20 protein-coding genes, 1 rRNA gene and 1 riboswitch are annotated in these 23,525 nt (G+C 39.5%); of the genes, 20 read left to right on the top strand and 1 reads right to left on the bottom strand.

From position 1 onward, the window contains the following. The first annotated feature begins 164 nt into the window (after positions 1-164). From rrf to purD, 14 genes are all read left to right on the top strand, one after another. Positions 165-280 (top strand): 5S ribosomal RNA (gene rrf, locus B3D94_RS11960). 577 nt (positions 281-857) lie between these two features. Beyond that, a complete protein-coding gene (locus B3D94_RS11955) occupies positions 858-1,052 on the top strand; it encodes an NETI motif-containing protein (protein WP_069482734.1) in 195 nt (64 codons plus the stop codon). Between the two features lie 93 nt (positions 1,053-1,145). After that, positions 1,146-1,244: riboswitch (purine riboswitch) on the top strand. Positions 1,245-1,449: 205 nt separating this feature from the next. Then, on the top strand, positions 1,450-1,938 hold the full coding sequence (gene purE / locus B3D94_RS11950) for a 5-(carboxyamino)imidazole ribonucleotide mutase (protein WP_008173674.1): 489 nt from the start codon (positions 1,450-1,452) through the stop codon (positions 1,936-1,938). Beyond that, positions 1,935-3,059, top strand: a complete 1,125-nt coding sequence (purK, locus tag B3D94_RS11945) for a 5-(carboxyamino)imidazole ribonucleotide synthase (RefSeq protein ID WP_069482733.1) — start codon at positions 1,935-1,937, stop codon at positions 3,057-3,059. The genes purE and purK overlap by 4 nt, the downstream gene beginning before the upstream one ends. 13 nt (positions 3,060-3,072) lie before the next feature. Further along, positions 3,073-4,368 (top strand): adenylosuccinate lyase, encoded by a 1,296-nt coding sequence (gene purB, locus B3D94_RS11940; protein WP_069482732.1) that lies wholly within the window; start codon positions 3,073-3,075, stop codon positions 4,366-4,368. Between the two features lie 130 nt (positions 4,369-4,498). Next, positions 4,499-5,209, top strand: a complete 711-nt coding sequence (gene purC / locus B3D94_RS11935) for a phosphoribosylaminoimidazolesuccinocarboxamide synthase (RefSeq protein WP_069482731.1) — start codon at positions 4,499-4,501, stop codon at positions 5,207-5,209. A 2-nt stretch (positions 5,210-5,211) separates the two neighbouring features. After that, positions 5,212-5,460 (top strand): phosphoribosylformylglycinamidine synthase subunit PurS, encoded by a 249-nt coding sequence (purS, locus tag B3D94_RS11930; protein WP_069482730.1) that lies wholly within the window; start codon positions 5,212-5,214, stop codon positions 5,458-5,460. 2 nt (positions 5,461-5,462) lie between these two features. Beyond that, a complete protein-coding gene (gene purQ / locus B3D94_RS11925) occupies positions 5,463-6,146 on the top strand; it encodes a phosphoribosylformylglycinamidine synthase subunit PurQ (protein ID WP_291757361.1) in 684 nt (227 codons plus the stop codon). Then, on the top strand, positions 6,133-8,367 hold the full coding sequence (gene purL / locus B3D94_RS11920) for a phosphoribosylformylglycinamidine synthase subunit PurL (protein ID WP_069482728.1): 2,235 nt from the start codon (positions 6,133-6,135) through the stop codon (positions 8,365-8,367). Before purQ ends, purL begins: the two co-directional genes overlap by 14 nt. Then, positions 8,343-9,767 (top strand): amidophosphoribosyltransferase, encoded by a 1,425-nt coding sequence (purF, locus tag B3D94_RS11915; RefSeq protein WP_008173665.1) that lies wholly within the window; start codon positions 8,343-8,345, stop codon positions 9,765-9,767. The genes purL and purF overlap by 25 nt, the downstream gene beginning before the upstream one ends. A gap of 93 nt (positions 9,768-9,860) precedes the next feature. Further along, complete coding sequence (gene purM, locus B3D94_RS11910) at positions 9,861-10,916, top strand: phosphoribosylformylglycinamidine cyclo-ligase (RefSeq protein WP_069482727.1); 1,056 nt, start codon at positions 9,861-9,863, stop codon at positions 10,914-10,916. Then, entirely contained in the window at positions 10,916-11,485 is a 570-nt protein-coding gene (purN, locus tag B3D94_RS11905; protein ID WP_069482726.1) for a phosphoribosylglycinamide formyltransferase, read from the top strand. Before purM ends, purN begins: the two co-directional genes overlap by 1 nt. Before the next feature lie 107 nt (positions 11,486-11,592). Continuing rightward, positions 11,593-13,119, top strand: a complete 1,527-nt coding sequence (purH, locus tag B3D94_RS11900; RefSeq protein WP_291757360.1) for a bifunctional phosphoribosylaminoimidazolecarboxamide formyltransferase/IMP cyclohydrolase — start codon at positions 11,593-11,595, stop codon at positions 13,117-13,119. A gap of 73 nt (positions 13,120-13,192) precedes the next feature. After that, positions 13,193-14,449, top strand: a complete 1,257-nt coding sequence (purD, locus tag B3D94_RS11895; protein ID WP_291757359.1) for a phosphoribosylamine--glycine ligase — start codon at positions 13,193-13,195, stop codon at positions 14,447-14,449. A 113-nt stretch (positions 14,450-14,562) separates the two neighbouring features. Here purD and B3D94_RS11890 read toward each other — a convergent pair whose 3' ends face one another. Beyond that, on the bottom strand, positions 14,563-14,988 hold the full coding sequence (locus tag B3D94_RS11890) for a YgaP-like transmembrane domain (protein WP_025115764.1): 426 nt from the start codon (positions 14,986-14,988) through the stop codon (positions 14,563-14,565). A gap of 199 nt (positions 14,989-15,187) precedes the next feature. Between B3D94_RS11890 and B3D94_RS11885 the strand changes: the two genes are divergently transcribed. The 6 genes from B3D94_RS11885 to ligA all read left to right on the top strand — a co-directional run bounded on the left by B3D94_RS11885 (position 15,188) and on the right by ligA (position 23,461). Further along, a complete protein-coding gene (locus B3D94_RS11885; protein ID WP_291757358.1) occupies positions 15,188-16,909 on the top strand; it encodes an adenine deaminase C-terminal domain-containing protein in 1,722 nt (573 codons plus the stop codon). Positions 16,910-16,960: 51 nt separating this feature from the next. After that, a complete protein-coding gene (locus tag B3D94_RS11880) occupies positions 16,961-18,022 on the top strand; it encodes a DUF3048 domain-containing protein (protein WP_254664329.1) in 1,062 nt (353 codons plus the stop codon). A 15-nt stretch (positions 18,023-18,037) separates the two neighbouring features. Beyond that, positions 18,038-18,358: a YerC/YecD family TrpR-related protein gene (locus tag B3D94_RS11875; RefSeq protein WP_004225717.1), complete on the top strand. Its 321-nt coding sequence runs from the start codon at positions 18,038-18,040 to the stop codon at positions 18,356-18,358. A gap of 110 nt (positions 18,359-18,468) precedes the next feature. Beyond that, a complete protein-coding gene (locus tag B3D94_RS11870; RefSeq protein WP_069482720.1) occupies positions 18,469-19,158 on the top strand; it encodes a heptaprenylglyceryl phosphate synthase in 690 nt (229 codons plus the stop codon). Positions 19,159-19,190: 32 nt separating this feature from the next. Further along, the gene (gene pcrA, locus B3D94_RS11865; protein ID WP_291757357.1) at positions 19,191-21,443 is read left to right on the top strand and encodes a DNA helicase PcrA; all 2,253 of its coding nucleotides are present in this window, start codon (positions 19,191-19,193) and stop codon (positions 21,441-21,443) included. Between the two features lie 14 nt (positions 21,444-21,457). Next, on the top strand, positions 21,458-23,461 hold the full coding sequence (gene ligA / locus B3D94_RS11860) for an NAD-dependent DNA ligase LigA (protein ID WP_069482718.1): 2,004 nt from the start codon (positions 21,458-21,460) through the stop codon (positions 23,459-23,461). Positions 23,462-23,525 lie beyond the last annotated feature (64 nt).

Below are 23,525 nucleotides of genomic sequence, written 5' to 3'. Positions count from 1 at the left end.
CCGTTTATCCAGTTTTGAAAGAATAATTTCTTTTATGAAGGGTTTCAAGATACGAGTAGTTCAAAGAAGCAATGGAGAGAGGGAAGGAGCGTACTCAAGTACGTGACTGACTGAACGACAAAAGCTGACGAAGAAATGCGATGTATATTGAAAGCCGACTATAGTCTAGTGATGATGGCAAAGAGGTCACACCCGTTCCCATACCGAACACGGAAGTTAAGCTCTTTAGCGCCGATGGTAGTTGGGGGCTTCCCCCTGTGAGAGTAGGACGTCGCTAGGCACTTATGAAGTCATGGATATATTCCATGGCTTTTTTTAGTTTATCAACTAAAAAATAGTGGTATAATGCACTAAAAGTTAAATTTATACAGATGAATAGATAACTAAAATAGACAGCACTTCCTACTAATACATGATCAGAATGACGGAGGAATGAAAATGAGGCAGATTATCTTTTCGACTCTTTCGATTTTTTGTCTACTGCTAACATACTTAATGTTTGGTTATGATTCTACGAAATGGTATGGGAGTTTTTTTAAATTCCTCTATGACATAAGCATGTTAATGCCATTTATATTAGGCGGAATAGGTATTGTTAGTGCCCTTTTAGGTATTAAAGGAGAGTATCGTTTCATTCTTGTTGTCCTACATTCATGTTTATTGCTGCTATTTCTAGTCATCTATATAAGCTTTGTATGGATTTAGCTGAACGGTAATCATAACTGCGGATATACATCTGCAGTTTTTTATATTTAACAAACAATTAATTAGTTCTTGCACACTTCCTAAGGCAACTCAAGGTATAATGAAGTAATAAGTACTAGGAAATAAATTAAGTTATTGAGAGGGAGAAACAGTTGGGAAAGAAACAAATTTGGTATGAAGTACAAGAAAACGAGTCCATTGAAGAATGTTTAGAAAGAATGCGACATGATGGGTACATGGCTATTGGCCGAAAAGAAGAGCCACTTTTTCACTTAGTCGATGGTGAACCCACATTATTACGTCAAAAAATTCAATTTAAAGCTATACCTACTCAAGATACGGAATGATTTTGACTAAAATCCGAACGTTTTTTTTGAGCTTTTAAAAAATGTTCGCATTTTTGCATTGACGATAATACGATCCCTTGTTAAAATGTGATAAGGAAAAACAAATAAATCCCACATATATGCTAGAGGATTGGCTCTAGTGTCTCTACCCGGCACCGTAAATGCTGGACTATGCGGGAAAGCACTTTTGGCTTTTATGAGAAGATCAATGTACGGTTTTGTACATTGACAAATTCTTGCCTAATAAGTCCTCAAGTAAGCTGCTTTCACGCGTAAAGGTAGAGAGTAGTTTATTTGGGGATTTTCTTTGTAAAAAGTTAAAAATTGCAGAGCTATTCATATAGAGGCTTGCACAATAATTGATCATTTTTCTATCGTTTAAAAGGAGCGACAATTTATGAATCCGAAAATCGGTGTCATTATGGGTAGTTCAAGTGACTGGGAAACAATGAAACATGCATGTGATATTTTAGACGAATTACAAGTACCGTACGAAAAGAAGGTTGTATCTGCACATCGAACACCAGATCTAATGTTTGAATATGCCGAAACAGCACGTAAGCGGGGAATACAAGTAATTATAGCTGGGGCAGGTGGAGCTGCACATTTACCTGGAATGGTAGCAGCTAAAACAACTTTACCTGTAATCGGTGTACCAGTTCAATCACGTGCACTGAATGGGCTTGATTCACTGTTATCCATCGTTCAAATGCCTGGTGGTGTGCCTGTAGCAACTGTAGCTATTGGGAAAGCGGGAGCAACAAACGCAGGTTTACTAGCGGCTCAAATTTTGTCAACGACAGATGCAGAACTTGCTGAAGCATTAGATGCTCGACGTGAAGCTACAAAGCAGCAAGTATTAGAAAGCACAGGTGACTTAGTGTGACAAAAATTATTTATCCTGGACAAACGATAGGTATTATAGGTGGGGGACAGCTTGGTCGAATGATGGCTCTTGCTGCAAAGGAGTCTGGTTTTAAAATTGCTGTACTTGAACCAGCAATGGACTCACCTTGTGGGCAAGTGGCAGATGTTCGCATTGTAGCTCCATATGACGATGAAGCTGCTTTAGAAGAACTTGCAGAAGTCAGTGATGTTATCACATATGAATTTGAAAATATTGATTATGAAGGCTTAAAACGTTTATCACAAATGGCTTATGTTCCTCAGGGGGCCGAGTTGGTACGCATTACACAAAACCGTATAACCGAAAAAGAAGCTATTGTGAAAGCTGGTTGCCCAGTAGCACCATATATTGTTGCAAAAACTTATGAAGAATTAGTAGCCAATATTGATTCGATTGGTTATCCTTGTATAGTCAAAACAGCAAGAGGTGGTTATGATGGCAAGGGACAGCAGCTATTAAAATCAACTGAAGATCTTCCATTAGCGAAAGAACTCTTCACGCATTCTTCATGTATTGCAGAAGGATTCGTACCCTTCCTAAAAGAGGTATCGGTCATTGTTCAAAGAAATGGTAGTGGTGAATCGTATTGTCAGCCAGTTGGAGAGAACATTCATGTTCATCATATTCTGCATGAAACAATTGTGCCTGCTCGCATAACAGAAAGCACAGCTCAGGCTGCGGAACGAGAAGCTTTAAAAATTGCTGATTACTTACATTTAGTAGGAACGTTAGCGGTAGAAATGTTCGTGCTAGAAGATGGTGGCATTGTTATTAATGAATTAGCACCAAGACCTCATAATTCAGGTCACTATTCAATAGAGGCGTGTAATGTTTCACAATTCCATCAGCATATACGAGCTGTTTGTGGTTGGCCATTACGTAAGCCAGAACTTTGGGCACCATCCATTATGATCAATGTATTAGGGCAGCATGTCGTGCCATTGAGTAACTCCATTGCTAAATATCCTGAATGGTCTATCCATCTTTATGGGAAAGCTGAAGCTAAGGTCAACCGTAAGATGGGCCATGTAACGATTATGACAAAAAACTTAGAAGAAACATTACAACAAATCGAGAGTTCTGGCATTTGGTCAGAATAGAAGGAGATACGCAATGATTGAACGTTACACAAGACCCGAAATGGGCGCAATATGGACAGAACAAAATAAATATCAAGCTTGGCTAGAAGTAGAAATCCTAGCTTGTGAGGCGTGGGCAGAAATAGGTGATATTCCGAAAGAGGATGTTGCTAAAATTCGTGAAAATGCTTCATTTGATGTGAACCGTATTCTAGAAATTGAACAAGAAACTCGTCATGACGTAGTAGCCTTTACACGTGCCGTTTCGGAAACACTTGGTGAAGAACGTAAATGGGTACATTATGGTTTAACTTCTACAGACGTAGTTGACACAGCACTTTCTTATTTAATCAAACAAGCAAATGATATTTTACGTAAAGATATCGTGAATTTCATTGATATTATTGCTGCTAAGGCAAAAGAACATAAACATACAGTGATGATGGGCCGCACACATGGCGTCCATGCAGAGCCAACAACTTTCGGTTTAAAGCTTGGTTTATGGTATGAGGAAATGAAGCGTAACCTGGAACGTTTTGAAGCAGCCGCTAAAGTAATTGAAACAGGGAAAATGTCTGGCGCTGTTGGAACATATGCCAATATCGATCCTCGCGTTGAGCAATATGTTTGTGATCAACTAGGTCTGGCTGCATCACCAATTTCAACACAAACTTTACAGCGCGATCGTCATGCGCAATATTTAGGAGCATTAGCTTTAATTGCTACTTCCATTGAAAAATTTGCAACAGAAATTCGTGGTTTACAGAAATCTGAAACGCGTGAAGTGGAAGAAGCTTTTGCAAAAGGTCAAAAAGGATCATCAGCAATGCCACATAAACGTAATCCAATCGGTTCTGAAAACATGGTTGGAATGTCTCGTTTAATGCGTGGATATATGGTGACAGCTTATGAAAATGTCGCTTTATGGCATGAGCGTGATATTTCTCATTCTTCTGCAGAGCGCGTTATTTTACCGGATGCAACGATTACTCTTAACTATATGTTAAATCGCTTCGGTAATATTGTAAAAAACTTAACAGTATTCCCTGAAAACATGAAACGTAATATGACTCGCACATATGGTCTTATTTACTCTCAGCGCATTTTGTTAGCATTAATTGATAAAGGATTAGTACGTGAGGAAGCTTATGATACTGTACAGCCTTTAGCTATGCAAGCATGGGACGAGCAGGTACAGTTCCGCACATTAGTCGATGCAAGTGAAAAAATCACATCTTATTTAACAAAAGAAGAGCTGGACGAGTGTTTTGATTACAACTACCACTTACAGCATGTGGATATGATTTTTGAACGTCTAGGCCTTAACTAATATTTATTTCGCCAATAAAAAAATAAATGTTAGAGCCACCAGTAAATGCTTCAGAATTGAACCGTGGGGAACACGGTTCGATTCTGATCATTCATAAAAGCGTATCTCATAATATCAGGGGGAAAAACGAATGACTAAAGGTCAACTTTTGTATGAAGGTAAAGCAAAAAAATTGTATACAACGGAGGAGCCGAATGTGCTGCTTGTTGAGTACAAGGATAGTGCGACTGCATTCAATGGTGAAAAGAAAGAGGAAATAGAAGGTAAGGGCATTTTAAATAATCGCATTACTTCGTTAATTTTCGAAAAATTACAAGGAAACGGAATTGCGTCACATTTCGTAAAACAATTATCAGATACGCAACAACTTGTAAGAAAAGTAGATATTATTCCGATTGAAGTAGTCGTTCGTAATATAGTTGCAGGAAGTTTAGCAAAACGTATTGGTCTTGAGGAGGGCACACCTTTAAAACGACCAATCGTTGAGTTTTACTATAAAGACGATGAGTTAGGTGATCCATTCATCACAACAGAGCATATAGATGTTCTGGAGCTTGCAACGTCTGCTGAAGTATCGGCTATTTACGATAAGGCACTAGCTATTAATAAAGTTCTACAGCCAATCTTTGCTGATGTCAATGTGACACTAATTGATTTTAAATTAGAGTTTGGCCGTGATGTAGATGGCCATGTATTATTGGCTGATGAAATTTCACCAGATACATGTCGACTTTGGGATGCAACAACGAAGCAAAAGTTAGACAAAGATGTTTTTCGTAGAGACCTTGGTAATTTAACTGAAGTTTATACTATTATACTTTCTAGACTCGGAGGCAAATAACAATGAAAAAAGTAAAAATCTATGTAACATTACGTGAGAGCATTCTTGATCCACAGGGCTCTGCAGTACAGGGTTCTTTAGTTAAAATGGGCTACGGTGAAGTAGAGGATTTACGTATCGGTAAATATCTTGAACTATCAATTAAAGATACAGAGCGTGACATTGATACTCTAGTAAAAGAAATGTGTGAAAAGGTTTTAACGAACGTTGTAATTGAGGACTACCGTTATGAAGTCGAGGAGGCTAACTAATCATGAAATTCGCAGTACTCGTGTTCCCTGGGTCAAACTGTGATATCGATATGTATCATGCGATTAAAGACGAGCTAGGTGAAGAAGTAGAATATGTATGGCATACAGCAACAGATCTAAGTGGCTTTGATGGCGTATTAGTACCTGGAGGATTTTCATATGGAGATTATCTTCGTTGTGGTGCAATGGCTAATCAATCTAACATTATGGCAGAAGTTAAGAAAGCAGCAGATGCTGGTAAACCTGTACTAGGTGTATGTAATGGGTTCCAAATTCTAACAGAAGCGGGACTATTGCCAGGTGCTTTATTACGCAACACAAACTTGAAATTTATGTGCCGTACAGTGCAGCTAAAAGTGGAAAACAGCAATACATTATTCACAAACCAATACGAGCAAGGTCAAATTATTCATATCCCAATCGCACATGGTGAAGGTAATTACTACTGTGACGAGGAAACATTACAATCACTAAAAGATAATAATCAAATCGTATTCACATACTCAGGTGACAATCCAAACGGTTCTTTAGAAGATATCGCAGGGATTATAAACGAGCGCGGCAATGTATTAGGGATGATGCCACACCCAGAGCGAGCTGTTGATGCACTGGTGGGCGGTGCAAACGGTTTAGCAGTATTTAAATCAATTGTGAAGCAGTGGAGGGAAAATCATGTCAACAACTAAGTTTGAGCCAACAGCACAGCAAATTAAAGATGAAAAGCTATACGCTGGTATGGGGATGTCAGACGAAGAATTTGCATTGGTAGAAGGTATTTTAGAACGTCTACCTAATTGGACAGAGACAGGTCTTTTCTCAGTAATGTGGTCTGAGCACTGCTCATACAAAAATTCAAAACCGGTATTACGTAAATTCCCTACAAAGGGGCCACAAGTTTTACAAGGACCTGGGGAAGGTGCAGGTATTGTTGATATCGGTGATGAACAAGCCGTAGTGTTTAAAATGGAGTCTCATAACCATCCATCTGCAATTGAGCCATACCAAGGGGCTGCTACTGGTGTTGGCGGTATTATCCGTGACGTTTTCTCTATGGGGGCACGTCCAATCGCAATGCTGAACTCATTACGCTTTGGTGAATTAAAATCAGCGCGCGGTAAATATCTATTTGAAGAAGTCGTAGCTGGGATCGCTGGATATGGTAACTGTATCGGTATTCCTACAGTAGGTGGCGAGATTCAATTTGATCCTTGCTATGAAGGCAATCCACTTGTTAATGCGATGTGTGTAGGCTTAATTGATCATAAAGATATTCAACGAGGTATTGCAGCAGGTGTTGGAAATACAGTTATGTACGTGGGTGCGAAAACAGGGCGAGACGGAATTCATGGTGCGACATTTGCTTCTGAAGAATTAACAGAGGAATCAGAAAACCAACGTCCAGCGGTACAAGTAGGGGACCCATTTATGGAGAAACTTTTACTTGAAGCATGTTTAGAAGTTGTAAAATCTGATGCTCTAGTTGGTATTCAAGATATGGGTGCAGCTGGTCTTACTTCTTCTTCAGCAGAAATGGCTTCAAAAGCTGGTTCTGGTGTAGAAATGAATTTAGATTTAGTGCCTCAACGAGAGACAGGTATGACAGCATACGAAATGATGCTATCTGAATCTCAAGAACGTATGCTGTTAGTCGTGAAAAAGGGTCGCGAAGATGAAATTAAGGCGATTTTTGATAAATATGATTTAGATGCGGTAGCAATTGGCCGTGTAACAGATGATAAAATGCTTCGTCTTTTACACAATGGACAAGTAGTGGCAGAAGTACCTGCTGATGCGTTAGCCGAGGATGCACCAGTTTACCATAAACCATCTGCTGAGCCTGCTTACTATGCTCAGTTCCAAGCAATTGAAAATACAGAGCCAGCTGTTACAGATTATAAAGAAACATTAAATGCTTTATTAAAAGCACCGACAATTGCTTCGAAAGAATGGGTTTACGATCAGTACGATTATCAGGTTCGTACGTCAACTGTTGTTAAACCAGGTTCAGATGCTGCAGTTATTCGTGTACGTGGTACAAATAAAGGTTTAGCCATGACAACAGACTGCAACTCTCGCTATATTTATTTAGATCCAGAAGTGGGCGGCGCTATTGCAGTGGCTGAAGCAGCTCGTAATATTGTTGCTACTGGTGGTACACCACTTGCAATTACAGACTGCTTAAACTTCGGTAATCCAGAGAAGCCAGAAATCTTCTGGCAAATTGAAAAATCTGCTGATGGTATTTCGGCTGCATGTACAGCATTGAATGCACCAGTAATTGGCGGTAACGTATCTCTTTATAATGAGCGCTCAGGTGAAGCCGTTTATCCAACACCGACAATTGGTATGGTAGGTCTAATTGAAGACTTAGCGCATGTTACAACACAGGAAGTAAAAGCTGCAGGAGATATGGTATTTGTTATTGGTGAAACAACTACTGAATTCGGTGGTTCAGAGCTTCAAAAATTATTAAATAATGGCGTTATTTCTGGGAAAGCTCCGGCTATCGATCTAGAGATGGAAGCAGCACGTCAGCAGGCATTATTAAAAGCTATAAAAGCTGGTCTTGTGCAGTCTGCACATGATGTGGCTGAAGGTGGTCTTGCAGTGGCTATTGCAGAAAAAACTTTCGGTGCAAATGGTCTTGGTGTTGAGGTTACATTAACGGGTTCTGCTACAACTGCGTTATTCAGTGAAAGTCAATCACGTTTTGTTGTCACAGTTAAAGAAGAACATGCAGCTACATTTGTCGAAATCATCAAAGATGCTCATAAAATTGGTGTCGTAACAAACGATGCAATTGTTAAAATCAACGGGGACAAAGGTGTGCTTGTAGAAGGTACAGTGGAGGAATTCCGTTCTAATTGGAAAGGAGCAATCCCATGCTTGCTGAACTCAGAGGCTTAAATGAAGAATGTGGAGTGTTTGGTATTTGGGGTAACCCAAATCCAGCACACCTTAGTTATTACGGGCTTCATGCTCTTCAACATCGTGGTCAAGAAGGCGCAGGTATCGTCGTTTCCGATGGTCAGCACCTTCGCGCGGTAAAAGGTGAAGGACTAGTTAATGATGTTTTCAACGAAGATAAATTAAAGGCAGTGAACGGCAAAGCAGCAATTGCCCATGTTCGTTATACAACTGCTGGTGGTGGCGGTATTGAAAATGTACAGCCATTATTATTCCATTCCTCAACTGGTAGCCTTTCCATTGCCCATAACGGTAACTTAGTCAATGCGACGCATCTGAAACAGTATTTAGAGCGACAAGGTAGTATTTTCCACTCTAGCTCTGATACAGAAGTGCTGGCGCATCTTATTAAGAAAAGTTCGCATTCACCATTTCGGGCTAAGGTGAAAAATGCTCTTTCATTATTAAAGGGTGCGTATTCTTGCTTAATTATGACAAAGGATGAAATGCTTGTTGCACGTGATCCACATGGTTTACGCCCGCTCTCTCTTGGAAAGTTAGGAGAAGGCTGGGTAGTGGCTTCTGAAACTTGTGCATTTGATTTAATAGGAGCGGAATTCGTTCGTTCTGTAGAACCAGGTGAGTTATTAATTATTAACGATGAGGGCGTTAAGTCAGACCGCTTTGCTGATATGGAAAAGCGTTCTATGTGTGCGATGGAATATGTATATCTAGCACGTCCTGATTCGGATATTGATGGCATTAATGTTCATATGGCACGTAAACGTATGGGGAAACAGCTTGCTCGTGAATGTGCACATATTGAGGCTGATGTTGTAACAGGGGTACCAGATTCTAGTATTTCAGCTGCCATCGGTTTTGCAGAAGAAAGTGGTATTCCTTACGAACTTGGTCTGATTAAAAATCGTTATGTAGGACGTACTTTTATTCAACCGACACAGGAATTACGCGAACGTGGTGTGAAAATGAAACTTTCACCAGTTGTTCAAGTTGTCAAAGGTAAACGTGTAGTTATGGTGGACGATTCTATTGTACGCGGAACAACTTCACGTCGAATTGTCAAAATGTTAAAAGACGCTGGGGCAGCAGAGGTTCACGTGGTCATTTCGTCCCCACCTATGACAAATCCTTGTTATTATGGCATTGATACGTCTACACATGAAGAGCTTATTGCTTCTAGTCATAAAGTGGATGAAATTCGTGAAGTAATTGGTGCAGATTCTCTGACATTCCTTTCTGTTGAAGGTATGGTTGAGACCATTGCACGTCCATATGAAGATGAAAACCGTGGACTATGCCTTGCATGCTTTACAGGTAAATATCCAACAGAGATTTTCCCGGATACCATCTTACCACATGAAAAAGAACTTTTACGTTAAGAAAAACATCGCAGTGGATTGTGTCTACTAGAAGATTGAAAAATGAATTCTAGGATACTCGTAGGCGATTTAGATGATAAGGAGGAACTCTGCGTGTCAAAGGCATATGAACAAGCAGGTGTAAATATTGAAGCGGGCTATGAAGCTGTAAAACGAATGAAATCTCATGTTGAACGTACGAACAGACTAGGTGTCATGGGAACGTTTGGTGGCTTTGGTGGTATGTTTGACTTGTCAGAACTAAACCTAAAAGAACCTGTTCTTATTTCAGGGACTGATGGTGTAGGGACAAAGCTAAAGCTAGCATTCATGGTAGACAAGCACGATACTATTGGTGTGGACTGTGTAGCAATGTGCGTGAATGATATCGTTGCACAAGGAGCGGAGCCGCTATACTTTTTAGATTACGTAGCACTTGGGAAAGCAGAGCCTGCAAAAATTGAGCAAATTGTTAAAGGGGTTGCGGATGGTTGTGTGCAATCTGGTGCAGCTCTAATTGGTGGCGAAACAGCAGAAATGCCAGGTTTATATGAAGAAGATGAATATGATTTAGCTGGCTTTGCAGTGGGGGCTTGTGAAAAGTCTGCCATTGTGACAGGAGAAAGAATTGTCGAGGGCGATATACTTATTGGTATTGCTTCAAGTGGTGTACATTCAAACGGTTATTCTTTAGTGCGTAAAATTGTCTTTGCAGATCATCAATTTGCGGTGGATGCCATTGTAGAAAACTATGAAGATTTAGGACCAATCGGCGAGGCGCTATTAGTGCCAACAAAGCTTTATGCTAAGCCTGTATTAGCAGCTTTAAAAGCAGCAGATGTACACGGCTGTGCCCACGTTACTGGTGGAGGTTTCTATGAAAATTTGCCACGTATGATGCCTGAAGGATTAGCTACAGAAATTGACTTAGGTTCATGGCCAGTATTACGTATCTTTGAATTCCTAAAAGATAAAGGTCAGTTAGAGGATAAAGATTTATATAATGTGTTTAATATGGGAATCGGTTTTGTCATAGCTGTTCCAGCAGCAGAAGCTGATAAAGTTAAGGAAGCAGTAGAAGCAAATGGTGAAAAGGCTTATACAATCGGGCGTGTTATTAAAGGCGACGGAGTAGTGTTTAATGGAACACATGATGGGAGCTTAGTGTAATGACTGCACCAACAAAAATTGCCGTGTTCGCATCAGGAAGCGGTAGTAATTTTCAAGCCATTCAAGAGGCTATTGAACGTGGGGAACTGCATGCAAAGGTTGAGCTAGTTGTGACCGATAAGCCCAGTGCATATGTAGTGACACGTGCTGAACACTTTGAAATTCCAGTGTTAGCCTTGAACCCGAAAGATTTTGCCTCGAAAGCAGCTTACGAGACAGCAATTGTCAATGCTCTACATGAGTACGATGTGAAATGGATTGTGCTTGCAGGATATATGCGTTTAATCAGTGATGTATTATTAGCGGCATTTCCACAGAGAATTGTTAATATTCATCCTTCCTTATTACCAGCCTTTCCTGGGAAGAATGCTATCGGACAAGCATTGAATCATGGGGTGAAAATAACGGGCGTAACGGTGCATTTTGTTGATGAAGGAATGGATACTGGCCCAATTATTGCACAGGCTGCTGTATCTGTCATTGAAGGAAATCGAGAGGCAACAGAAGCTGCGATTCATAAGCAAGAACATTTATTATATACAAAGGCTTTACAGCAATTATTACAATAACTGAAGGAGGAGTTAGGTCGAGAACCTTACTCAACACCTAACTCTATAAATCTTTGACAGCAAGTTAGTTCGTGCAAGAGCACGATAAAAATTAGGAGGATATTGTTGTGACAAAACGTGCATTAATCAGTGTTTCCAATAAAGATGGTATTTTAGAATTTGCAAAGGAATTAGTAGCATTAGGTTATGAAATTTTATCAACTGGCGGTACTAAAAAAATGCTACAGGACAATGCAGTAGCTGTAACAGCAGTAGATGAAGTAACGAAGTTTCCTGAAATTTTAGATGGCCGTGTTAAAACATTAAATCCAATGATTCACGGTGGTTTATTAGGGAAATTTGATGATGACTCTCATCAGGCACAAATGAATGAGCATGGAATTGAGCCAATAGAAATTGTTTGTGTCAATCTTTATCCATTCGTTGAAACAATTTCAAAGCCTAATGTAACATGGGATGATGCAATTGAAAACATTGATATCGGTGGCCCTACAATGTTACGATCCGCTGCAAAAAACCATCAATATGTAACAGTCATCGTAGACAGCAATGACTATGCAACAGTATTAAAGGAACTAAAAGCTGGTGGTGCCACAACAATTGAGACACGTCGTAAATTGGCTGCAAAGGTTTTCCGTCACACAGCCGCCTATGATTCGTATATCTCGAACTATTTGACAGAAGAAGAGTTCCCAGAGAGCTTAACAATGACGTATGAATTAAAGCAGAACCTACGCTATGGTGAAAATCCACACCAAAAAGCGGCATTTTACCAAAAACGTCTTGGCTCTGATTTCTCATTAGCTTATGCAACGCAATTACATGGTAAAGAGTTATCCTATAACAATATTCAAGATGGGAATGCAGCTTTGCAAATCGTGAAAGAGTTTGAAATGCCAGCTGCAGTAGCTGTAAAGCATATGAATCCTTGTGGAGTTGGAACCGGTGTCACACTAGAGGGAGCATTTGATAAAGCGTATGAAGCAGATCCAACATCTATTTTTGGTGGAATTATCGCTCTTAATATGGAAGTGGATGCAGCAACTGCTGAGAAGCTAAGTCATATTTTCCTAGAAATTATTATTGCTCCTGCTTTCTCACAAGAGGCACTCGATATTTTAACGAAAAAGAAGAATATTCGCTTATTAATAATTCCGTTCGAGCAAGCGAAGCAAGATCAATTTAATGTAGTATCTGTAGAGGGCGGTCTTCTTGTACAGGAACCGGATCGCTATGGTTTTGCCAATGCAGATATAAAGGTAGTAACAGATCGTGAACCAACAAAACAAGAATGGGAAGCATTGCAACTTGGTTGGTCTGTTGTTAAGCATGTTAAATCAAACGCGATCGTTGTAACGGATTCTCAAATGACACTTGGTGTAGGCGCTGGTCAAATGAACCGCGTTGGTGCTGCAAAAATTGCCTTTGAGCAAGCTGGTGAAAAAGCAAAAGGTGCTGCATTGGCATCAGATGCATTCTTCCCAATGAGTGATACTGTTGAGGCTGCAGCTGCAGCTGGTATTACAGCTATTATTCAGCCAGGTGGATCTATTAAAGATCAAGATTCAATCGATAAAGCGAATGAATACGGCATTACTATGGTATTTACAGGCGTACGCCATTTTAAACATTAATTAATAATGACATTAAACAGACCGAGATGTGGGTTCATCTCGGTCTTACTTACAAAGAGGAGGATTCTCTAAAATGAATGTATTAGTAATCGGAAGTGGCGGTCGTGAGCATGCAATCGCTAGACAATTTAGCATTTCTCCATCCGTTAACCAAGTATTTGTAGCACCTGGAAATGACGGAATGCGAGGCGAGGTAGAGGTTGTTAGTATTGACACAATGGATTTTGCAGGACTTGCCCAATTTGCCAAGGAAAATGATATTGCTTTAACCTTTGTCGGCCCAGAACAACCACTTGCTGAAGGCATTGTCGATTTCTTTACAGCTCGTGGATTATGTATTTTTGGTCCGACAAAGACGGCAGCTCAAATAGAAAGTAGTAAGTCGTATGCAAAAGAAGTGATGAATAAATACAATATACCAACAGCAGCCCATAAAACATTTACTGAAGCAGAACAAGCTATTGCTTATATTAAAGAACAAGGCGCACCCATTGTTATTAAAGCGGATGGCTTAGCAGCTGGTAAGGGTGTTGTTGTGGCGATGACAGAGAAAGAAGCTATTGAAGCTGTACAAGATATGATTGGCAAACAACGCTTTGGTGAATCATCTTCTCGCGTTGTCATCGAAGAATTTTTAGACGGGGAAGAATTTTCCTTTATGTCCTTTGTGCATAAAGGACAAATTTATCCTATGGTGATTGCACAGGACCATAAACGTGCGTATGACGGTGATAAAGGACCTAATACAGGTGGGATGGGTGCTTACTCTCCAGTACCACAAATATCACAAGAAGTTATAGATATTGCTTACCAAACGATTGTTGAGCCAACTGTTAAAGGGATGGAGGCGGATGGCGCTTCCTTTACAGGTATTTTATATGCAGGCTTAATTTTAACGAAGAAAGGCCCTCAGGTTATTGAGTTTAATGCACGTTTTGGTGATCCAGAAACGCAAGTAGTTTTACCTCGAATGGTTTCCGACTTTGGTGCATTTATGATGGCATTAATGAACGAGCAGCCATTTGATTTGCAATGGTCGGAAGATGCTATGCTAGGTGTTGTTATTGCAGCTGAAGGATATCCAGGCGATGTTGAAAAAGGCAAAGCATTACCGAATTTAGAGGAACTATCTAAGTCATATGCTGTATTCCATGCAGGTACAAAATTAGTAGATGGTCAATTTGTTGGGAATGGTGGTCGTGTCCTGTTAGTTGGGGCTAAAGCGCCTACTTTACAAGAAGCACAGCAAAAAGTATATGCTGGCATTGCTAAAGAAACATGGGATCACTTTTTCTTCCGCCAAGATATTGGCTGGCGTACATTCAAATAATCATTATTTTCACTAAAATTTAAAATATTTTTACACCTCTGATGAAACCTCTTAAAGTTTCAAACGTAAGAGGTAAGAGCCGTCTCCAAATTAGATTGGGACGGCTCCTTTGACTAAGAAGGGTTTTGAGCATTATTCGATGTAGAATTGCTCCTTGTTGAGGAATTTTGGGTTGAAGCGCTGGTATCAGATTGCTTTGAAGCAGTTGCTTGTGAACCTGAAGAATTGCCAGCTATTGCAGAAGAGAAATCCTTCATGAGCTTATCGATTTGCTCAGAGGACATAGAATTTTGCCCACTGAACATACTTTGCATAGAGGTATTCATGGCATTTTGCATATTAGTGCTCATGAGAGCCTTGGTTGGACAATATTTAAAGAGTCCTTCTGCCATTTTCATGGCTCCTAATGCAATCATCAATCGACCCTTTGTACAATTAGGATTTCTTGAAACTTTAGCGATACCAAATGCTGTCAAACTTGTACCCATGGCAAAACGACAAAATGCATTTTTTTCGCTTAAATTTGCTTGCTGCATCATAATACTTCCTCCTTTAGTCATTGTGGAAAAAATAGGCGAGGTGCACTTTGCTTTATGAAAGTGCTGTGTTACGATTGAAACAAGATGATTGCATAAAGCATAAATTTTATGAAAGTATGCGATATGCAATAGTAGTATGTGATTCCAAATTGGTTTTACACAATGAAAAATTACGTAATTTTAGGAAGGAGCGAATAGCATGGATCCAGTATGGAAAATAACAAAAATACGTCAGCAATTAGCAGTAATTGATGGAAAAAAGGCACCTGATATTGTGTTGAAAAATGCAAGGTATTTGCATAGTATGCTGAAACAGTGGATAGTAGGAAACATTTGGATTTTAGGGGACCGCATTGTCTATGCTGGTGACAGAATGCCTCCTTTAATAGAAGGAACAGAAGTGGTGGATTGTACAGGGAAAACAATTGTACCAGGCTATATTGAGCCACATGTACATCCTTTCCAGCTGTATCATCCACAATCCTTTGCAGATTTTTGTGGTCAGCTAGGGACAACGACTTTTATTTCCGATAATTTAAGTTTTGTTTTAAATTTAGAAAATAAGAAAGCGTTTTCAATTTTAGGTCATTTGAAAAAGTTACCGTTTTCTTTTTATTGGTGGACTCGCTTTGATTCGCAAACCGAATTGGAGCAGGAGGAAGAGATATTCTCTAACACATCTATATTAGAATGGTTAGAGCGAAGCGATGTTTTGCTTGGTGGGGAGTTGACAGGCTGGCCTAAGCTGTTACATGGGGACGATCAAATGTTGTATCGCATGCAAATGGCAAAGGGACTAGGTAAAAAAATCGAAGGTCATTTCCCAGGAGCCTCAGAGAGAACTTTAGCTCGTATGAAACTTCTTGGTGCAGATGGCGATCATGAAGCGATGACAGTGGAAGAAGTGGAACGTCGTATCATGCAAGGCTATGCTGTTACATTACGTCATTCATCCATTCGACCAGATTTACCGCATCTATTAAAAGGAATCGTAGAAAAAGAGCTTCCGATTTTTGATCATCTAATGATGACAACAGATGGTTCACCACCTTCGTTCCATGAGGATGGAGTGATGGATAAATGCATTCAAGTAGCCTTAGATGCAGGAGTTTCTCCAATTGATGCCTACCAAATGGCTTCGTATAATGTCGCACGCTATTATAATATGTCCAATTTACATGGTTTTATCGCGACAGGTCGCTTTGCCTCACTTAATATTTTACAAGATGAATATCATCCTGTACCAGAAAGTGTCCTATCAAAAGGTGTTTGGCTAAAACGTGAAGGAGAACGTGTTCATAGACTGGCAGCCATCGATTATTCTGCTATCCCTGCGTTCAATTTAGATTTTTCCTTAGACTCACAAGATTTCCAGTTTTCAATGCCTTTTGGAATTGAGCTTGTGAATGATGTGATTACAAAACCTTATAATTCATTAATTACTAGAGAAGGGCAACTGGCTAATCACGATGAGTGCTATTTAATGTTAATAAACCGACAAGGTCACTGGCATGTAAATACAATGATTAAAGGATTTGCAACAGGTGTTCAAGGCTTTGCATCGTCCTACTCAAACACAGGCGATATTTTATTAATCGGAAAAAATAAAGAAGATATGATCACAGCCTTCGAAGAAATGAAGGCCATGAATGGTGGTATCGTCCTTGTAGAAAAAGGGGAAGTCATAGCAGATATACCATTATCCATTGGTGGACTTTTATATGATGGGGATGTATTGACGCTAACAGAGAAAGAAAAAGCTTTAAAGCAAGCTTTAGCTGATCGTGGGTATCAATTAGGTGATGCTATTTACACACTATTATTTTTACAGTCCACTCATTTACCATATATTCGTATAACACCAAAAGGGATTTTCGATGTGATGAAGAATAAGTTATTATTACCTGCTGTTATGCGCTAATGTATGAAAGTGTAAACAGTTACTTTCATATATAATGTTCAAAGGAGAGTAATGCTTGTGTTCAAATCAAGGAAGTTATTAATGGCTATGGCATTTAGCGCTTTAGTGATCGGAGGATGCTCGAAGGATACACCAAAGGTCAAAGAAGAAGATGAGACTGTAGCACAGAAAGAAACCGTGGTCGATGATCAAGTGCAGCAACCAGCATTCGTAGCCCCGCTTACAGGAGAGGCAATACAAGAAGAAATAACCCAGCGGCCTATTATCGTGACGATTAATAATCATCCAGCCGCACGCCCGCAATCAGGGTTAGCTGCAGCTGATATCATTTATGAGATGCTGGCAGAAGGTAATGTGACTCGCTTTTTAGCAGTTTATCAAAGTGAGCTACCTGAAAATATAGGACCTGTTCGTAGTGCACGCTCCTATTTTATCGATATGGCAAAAGGATTCGATGCCTTTTATGTAGCTCATGGTTATAGTCCAGAGGCGAAAACGATGCTCGATAATCGAGTAGTCGACAATATCAATGGAATGGCTTATGATGGTATACTTTTTAAACGTTCAAGTGAACGAGTTGCTCCGCACAATTCATATATTACATCAGAAAAGATAATAAAAGGTGCTGAAATGGTAGGCGCTTCAATGAATTACAGTGAAAAAGTACTTCAGGCTTTTTATGAAGCCGATGAACGTGGTAAAATAGGCGTTGAAACAAGTCAAGTTGACATTTACTACGGAAATAATGAAGATTTCCACAATTCGTATGTGTATGATCATCAAAGTAATCACTATGAACGACAATCGGCTGGCGTGGACACAAAAGATATGTTAACCGGCGAAGCATTATCATTGGCAAATGTTCTATTTTTTGAAATGGATCACCAAATAGTTGATGATATTGGCCGCCAAACAATTGATTTAATTTCTGGTGGAAATGCGTATGTATTTCAAAATGGCTATTTGAGGGAAGTCAAATGGGCTAATGTGAATGGAATACCAACGGCTGTTGAGCAATCAGGGGAGCCTGTAAAGCTAGTACCAGGAAAGTCTTGGGTCCATTTTGTACCATCTTCACCAGGGTTACAAGCAATGGTGAAAACGCAGCCTTAAAGGGAGGAAAATTGCATGCAAATCGAAAAAATTCGAGGGCATCAAACAGATCAATTATTTAAAGCAGTGTTAGAGCTGAAAGACATCGAAGAATGCTATAAGTTTTTTGATGATTTATGTACGATTAGTGAAATTCAATCGTTGGCACAACGCTTTGAGGTTGCACATTTATTGCGTTTAAAGAAAACCTATGAATCCATTAAAAAGGAAACAGGTGCAAGTACTGCAACGATTTCACGTGTTCGTCGTTGCTTTGATTATGGAAACGATACATATGATGAAATGCTAGGTCGTTTGTATCCTGATGAGAAACCGTTTCAAGCACCAAAAGAATAGTTGAAAATGAGACTGGGTAGAAGTTCTACTCAGTCTTTTTCATTTTTTTGTCGTCCATCATAAGCTATACTTGTAAACGAATAGATAGAAAACGATAGGTGGTAAAATAAATGGATTATTTAGAATGGAGACATGTGTTTAAGTTAGATCCTGCAAAGGACATTTCAGATGAAGACTTAGAAAAAATTTGTGAATCTGGAACTGACGTTATTTTAGTCGGTGGCACAGATAATGTGACATTGGATGGGGTATTAGATTTACTTGTTCGTGTTAGAAGGTTCGAAGTCCCGATAGCTTTAGAAATTTCAACGATTGATGCAATTACACCGGGTTATGACTATTATTTCATTCCGACGGTCTTAAATAGCGATGATCCAAAATGGATTAAAAATTTGCATCATGCTGCCATTAAAGAATTTGGAGATATCATGGTGTGGGATGAATTAGTAGCAGAAGGTTATTGTATTTTAAATCCTGATTGTAAAGTGGCACAAGTAACAGGTGCTACAACAGATTTATCAATTGACGATATCGTAGCCTATGCACGTATGGCAGAAAATTTCTTTAAACTTCCCGTATTTTATTTAGAGTACAGTGGAATTTACGGGGATCCAGAGGTAGTAAGTGCTGTGAAAAATGAATTGAAGCAAACTAAGCTCTTTTATGGTGGGGGAATTACATCAGCCGAGCAGGCAGAGGAAATGGCCCAATTCGCAGATACGGTTGTAGTTGGAAATATTATTTATGAAGATTTAAAAGCTGCACTTGCGACTGTTAAGGCTGTGAAAAATACGTTATAATTTTAGAACAAATGTTTGTGAGGCGGTGCGAAATGGAACAGTTAACAAAAAATTTACTAGCAGGGATGAATCCTGAACAAGAAAGAGCGGTCAAAACCACTGAGGGACCACTACTGATTATGGCTGGTGCTGGATCAGGAAAAACACGAGTACTAACACATCGTATTGCTTACTTAATCATAGAAAAGGAAGTATATCCATCCAAAGTTTTAGCTATTACGTTTACTAATAAAGCTGCTCGTGAAATGCGAGAGCGTATTGACGGTATTCTCGGCAATGGGACTGGCGATAGTATGTGGGTATCAACTTTCCACTCCATGTGTGTAAGAATTTTACGCCGCAATATCGATCAACTAGGCATATCTCGTAATTTTTCCATTCTAGATTCTACGGATCAACTATCGGTGATCAAAAATGTAATGAAGGATGAGAATATCGATCCGAAGCGGTTTGAGCCACGAGCTATTTTAAATGCTATTAGTGCAGCCAAAAACGAGTGTATTACAGCAGATGATTATACGGGTCAAATGAATGATAAAAACCCTTATGAACAAACCGTGGCACGTGTTTATAAAGGCTATGAAAAAAGATTACGTCGCAACCAATCCCTCGATTTTGATGATTTAATTATGACAACCATTACGTTGTTCAAGCGAGTACCAGAAGTGCTGGAATACTATCAGAATAAATTTCAATATATACATGTAGATGAATATCAGGATACTAATAAATCCCAATATTTACTTGTGCAATTATTAGCTAAAAAATTTAAAAATATTTGTGTTGTAGGGGATTCTGATCAATCCATATATCGTTGGCGTGGTGCAGATATCGGTAATATCCTTTCCTTTGAAAAGGATTATCCAAATGCTAAGGTGATTATGCTTGAACAAAATTATCGTTCAACTAAACGCATCCTACAAGCAGCAAATGACGTCATTCAAAATAATACAACACGTTATCCAAAAGAACTGCGCACAGAAAATGCAGAGGGTGAAAAAATTGCGTTATACAAAGCTTATAATGAGCAGGAAGAAGCACAATTTGTTGTACAAACCATCCAACAGTTGATGGAAAAGGAAGATCGTACATTTGATGATTTTGCCATATTATATCGTACGAATGCTCAGTCTCGTGTGATGGAGGAAGTACTTGTTAAATCCAATATGGCTTATCAAATTGTTGGCGGGACAAAGTTCTATGACCGAAAAGAAATTAAAGACTTACTTGCTTATTTGCGCCTTATTGCTAATAATGACGATGATTTATCACTTGCACGTATTATTAATGAACCAAAACGTAGTATTGGCGCCACATCTTTTGAGAAAATGGCCCGCTATGCTATCGAGCAGGATCGCTCCATTTTTGATGCTATGAATGATCTCATTTTCATGGGTCTATCTGGGAAAGCGGCAAACTCAGCAGAACAATTTTATGCAATGATTAAAGGTTTTACAGAGATGCAAGAATATTTATCGGTCACTGAACTAGTTGAGCAAGTCATTGATAAATCTGGATACCGCACAATGCTACAAAATGAAAAAACGATTGAAGCTGAAAGTCGTTTAGAGAATATTGAAGAATTCTTATCTGTCACAAAAGCATTTGAGGAGCGCAGTGATGATAAAAGTCTTATAGCGTTTTTAACGGATTTGGCATTAATAGCTGATATCGATGCTCTTGATAAAGAGGATGCATCCAAGGGAAATATTATTTTAATGACGATGCATGCTGCCAAGGGCTTGGAGTTTCCGATTGTTTTTATTATCGGTATGGAGGAAAACATTTTCCCGCATTCACGTTCCCTTGATGATCAAGAAGAAATGGAAGAGGAGCGTCGCCTTATGTATGTTGGTGTGACGCGTGCAGAGGAACGTCTATATTTAACATGTGCACAAAGCCGAACGATTTTTGGCCGTTCAAGCTTTAATAATGCTTCCCGATTTTTAGGTGAGATTTCCGAAGATATTACCGAGTCTATTTCAAAAGCTGGTGCTAAAACGAATGTACCGTTTGCCACTAGCAATCGTTCAACAGGTGGTTATCAAAAACGTACACTTGGGTCCGTTCAACAAACTCAGCCTGCCACAGCTCGCTTACAATCAACAGGCGGAGATCAGTATGGCTGGAAGGCTGGAGATAAGGCTGTCCATAAAAAGTGGGGCACAGGTATGGTTGTAAGTGTAAAAGGCGAAGGTGATAGTACAGAGCTTGATATTGCTTTTCCACAACCAATTGGTATTAAGCGATTACTGGCACAATTTGCACCAATTGAAAAAGCGTAAGCGGAGGAACGTAAATGAACGAAATAGAACAGCGAATAGCGGAGTTAAATAAATTATTACATGAATATGGTTATGCCTATTATGTGCTAGATAAACCGGTCGTTGCTGACAGTGTTTATGATCAATTATTGCATGAATTGATTGCCTTAGAAGAGGCCAATCCATCACTTATTTTTCCCGATTCACCTACTCAGCGTGTTGGAGGAACAGTTGTAGAAGGCTTTAAAAAGGTGACACATGATTACCCGATGCTAAGTCTATCAAACGCTTTTAACGAAGCAGATTTACAAGAATTTGATCGTAAGGTTCGACAGGCTATTGGGGATCATTTCTCCTATGTATGTGAGCTAAAAATAGATGGTCTTGCCATTTCGTTAAAATATGAAAATGGCGTGTTTGTCCAAGGAGCAACAAGAGGAGATGGTGTTGTAGGGGAAGAAATTACAGCCAATTTAAAGACCATTCATGCTATACCTCTTCGTTTAAAAGAACCGATTACAATAGAAGTACGCGGTGAAGCGTACATGCCAAAAAAATCATTTGAAAAATTAAATGCGCAACGTGCTGACAATGGTGAAGAACTATTTGCTAACCCACGTAATGCTGCTGCAGGCTCTTTACGCCAGTTAGACCCTAAAATTGCAGCTAGCCGCCAACTATCAACTTTCATCTATGCCATTGGCGGTGATGGTGAGGTCTATGGTATCGACGGACATGCAGAAATGCTTGATTATTTAGAAGATCTAGGTTTTCCTTCCAATAAAGAGCGTCAGCGTTGCTCTACAATCGAAGAAGTAATGGCTTTTATCGAGCATTGGACAGAAAACCGTCCACATTTAGCCTATGAAATTGATGGAATCGTTATAAAAGTAGACCGCTATGCTCAACAAGATGAGCTAGGCTATACGGCAAAAAGCCCGCGCTGGGCCATTGCTTATAAATTCCCAGCAGAGGAAGTTGTCACGACATTACTAGATATTGATTTAACAGTAGGGCGTACAGGGGTTGTCACACCAACAGCTATTTTAACGCCAGTTCAAGTAGCGGGGACAACAGTGCAACGAGCTTCGTTACACAATGAAGACCTTATTCGAGAGAAAGATATACGCCTTGGGGATACGGTCATTATTCGAAAAGCTGGTGATATTATTCCGCAAGTTGTTGGTGTGCTAATCGAGCAGCGTCCTGAAAATTCTGTGCCGTTTGAGATGCCCAAAAATTGTCCGGTATGTGATAGTGAATTGATTCGTATTGAGGGTGAAGTTGCTTTACGCTGTGTAAATCCTGCATGCTTTGCTCAAATTGCAGAAAGCATTAAATATTTTGTGTCTCGTAATGCTATGAATATTGATGGCCTTGGTGATAAAGTAGTTGAGCAGTTATTGCGTGCAGATTTAATACATGATGTTTCTGATTTATATCATTTAACAATAGAGCAATTGGTTGAGCTAGAACGGATGGGCGAAAAATCTGCAACCAATTTAGTCAATGCGATTCAAGCATCGAAGGAAAATTCGATGGAGCGTTTATTGATTGGTCTAGGAATTCGTCATGTTGGTGAAAAGGCTGCAAAAATCGTATCAGAGCAATTTGGTTCGATGGAAGCTGTCATGGCAGCAACAGAGGAACAACTTGTGGCTATTTATGAGATTGGTGATAAAATGGCATCTTCATTAGTTGAATATTTCTCCAATGATGACGCACGTGCAGTCATTGAACGTCTTGCTGAGGTAGGCGTTAATATGACCTTTAAAGGAAAAAAAGTAGAAGTAGTGGTAGGCGATAATCCTTTTGCAGGAAAAACAATTGTTTTAACTGGTAAACTTGAGCAATTGACACGTAACGAAGCAAAGGCGAAAATAGAAGAGTTAGGTGGGACTGTCACAGGCAGTGTCAGCAAAAAAACGGACCTTGTTATCGCAGGCGAGGATGCAGGCTCTAAGCTAGCAAAGGCTGAGCAATTAGGTATTGAAGTTTGGAATGAAGAAAACTTAATTGAACAACTTAACCTTATCTAATAAATACACTGACGACATACCCTCAAGAAAAATATGAGTTACGCTTATGATTATCAGTGATTCG

The sequence above is a fragment of the Lysinibacillus sp. UBA5990 genome (genome assembly GCF_002429815.1).
Classification (GTDB): Bacteria; Bacillota; Bacilli; order Bacillales_A; family Planococcaceae; genus Lysinibacillus; species Lysinibacillus fusiformis.
Note: the sequence above shows the minus strand (reverse complement) of the source record. Positions and strands in the feature narration are given on the sequence as shown.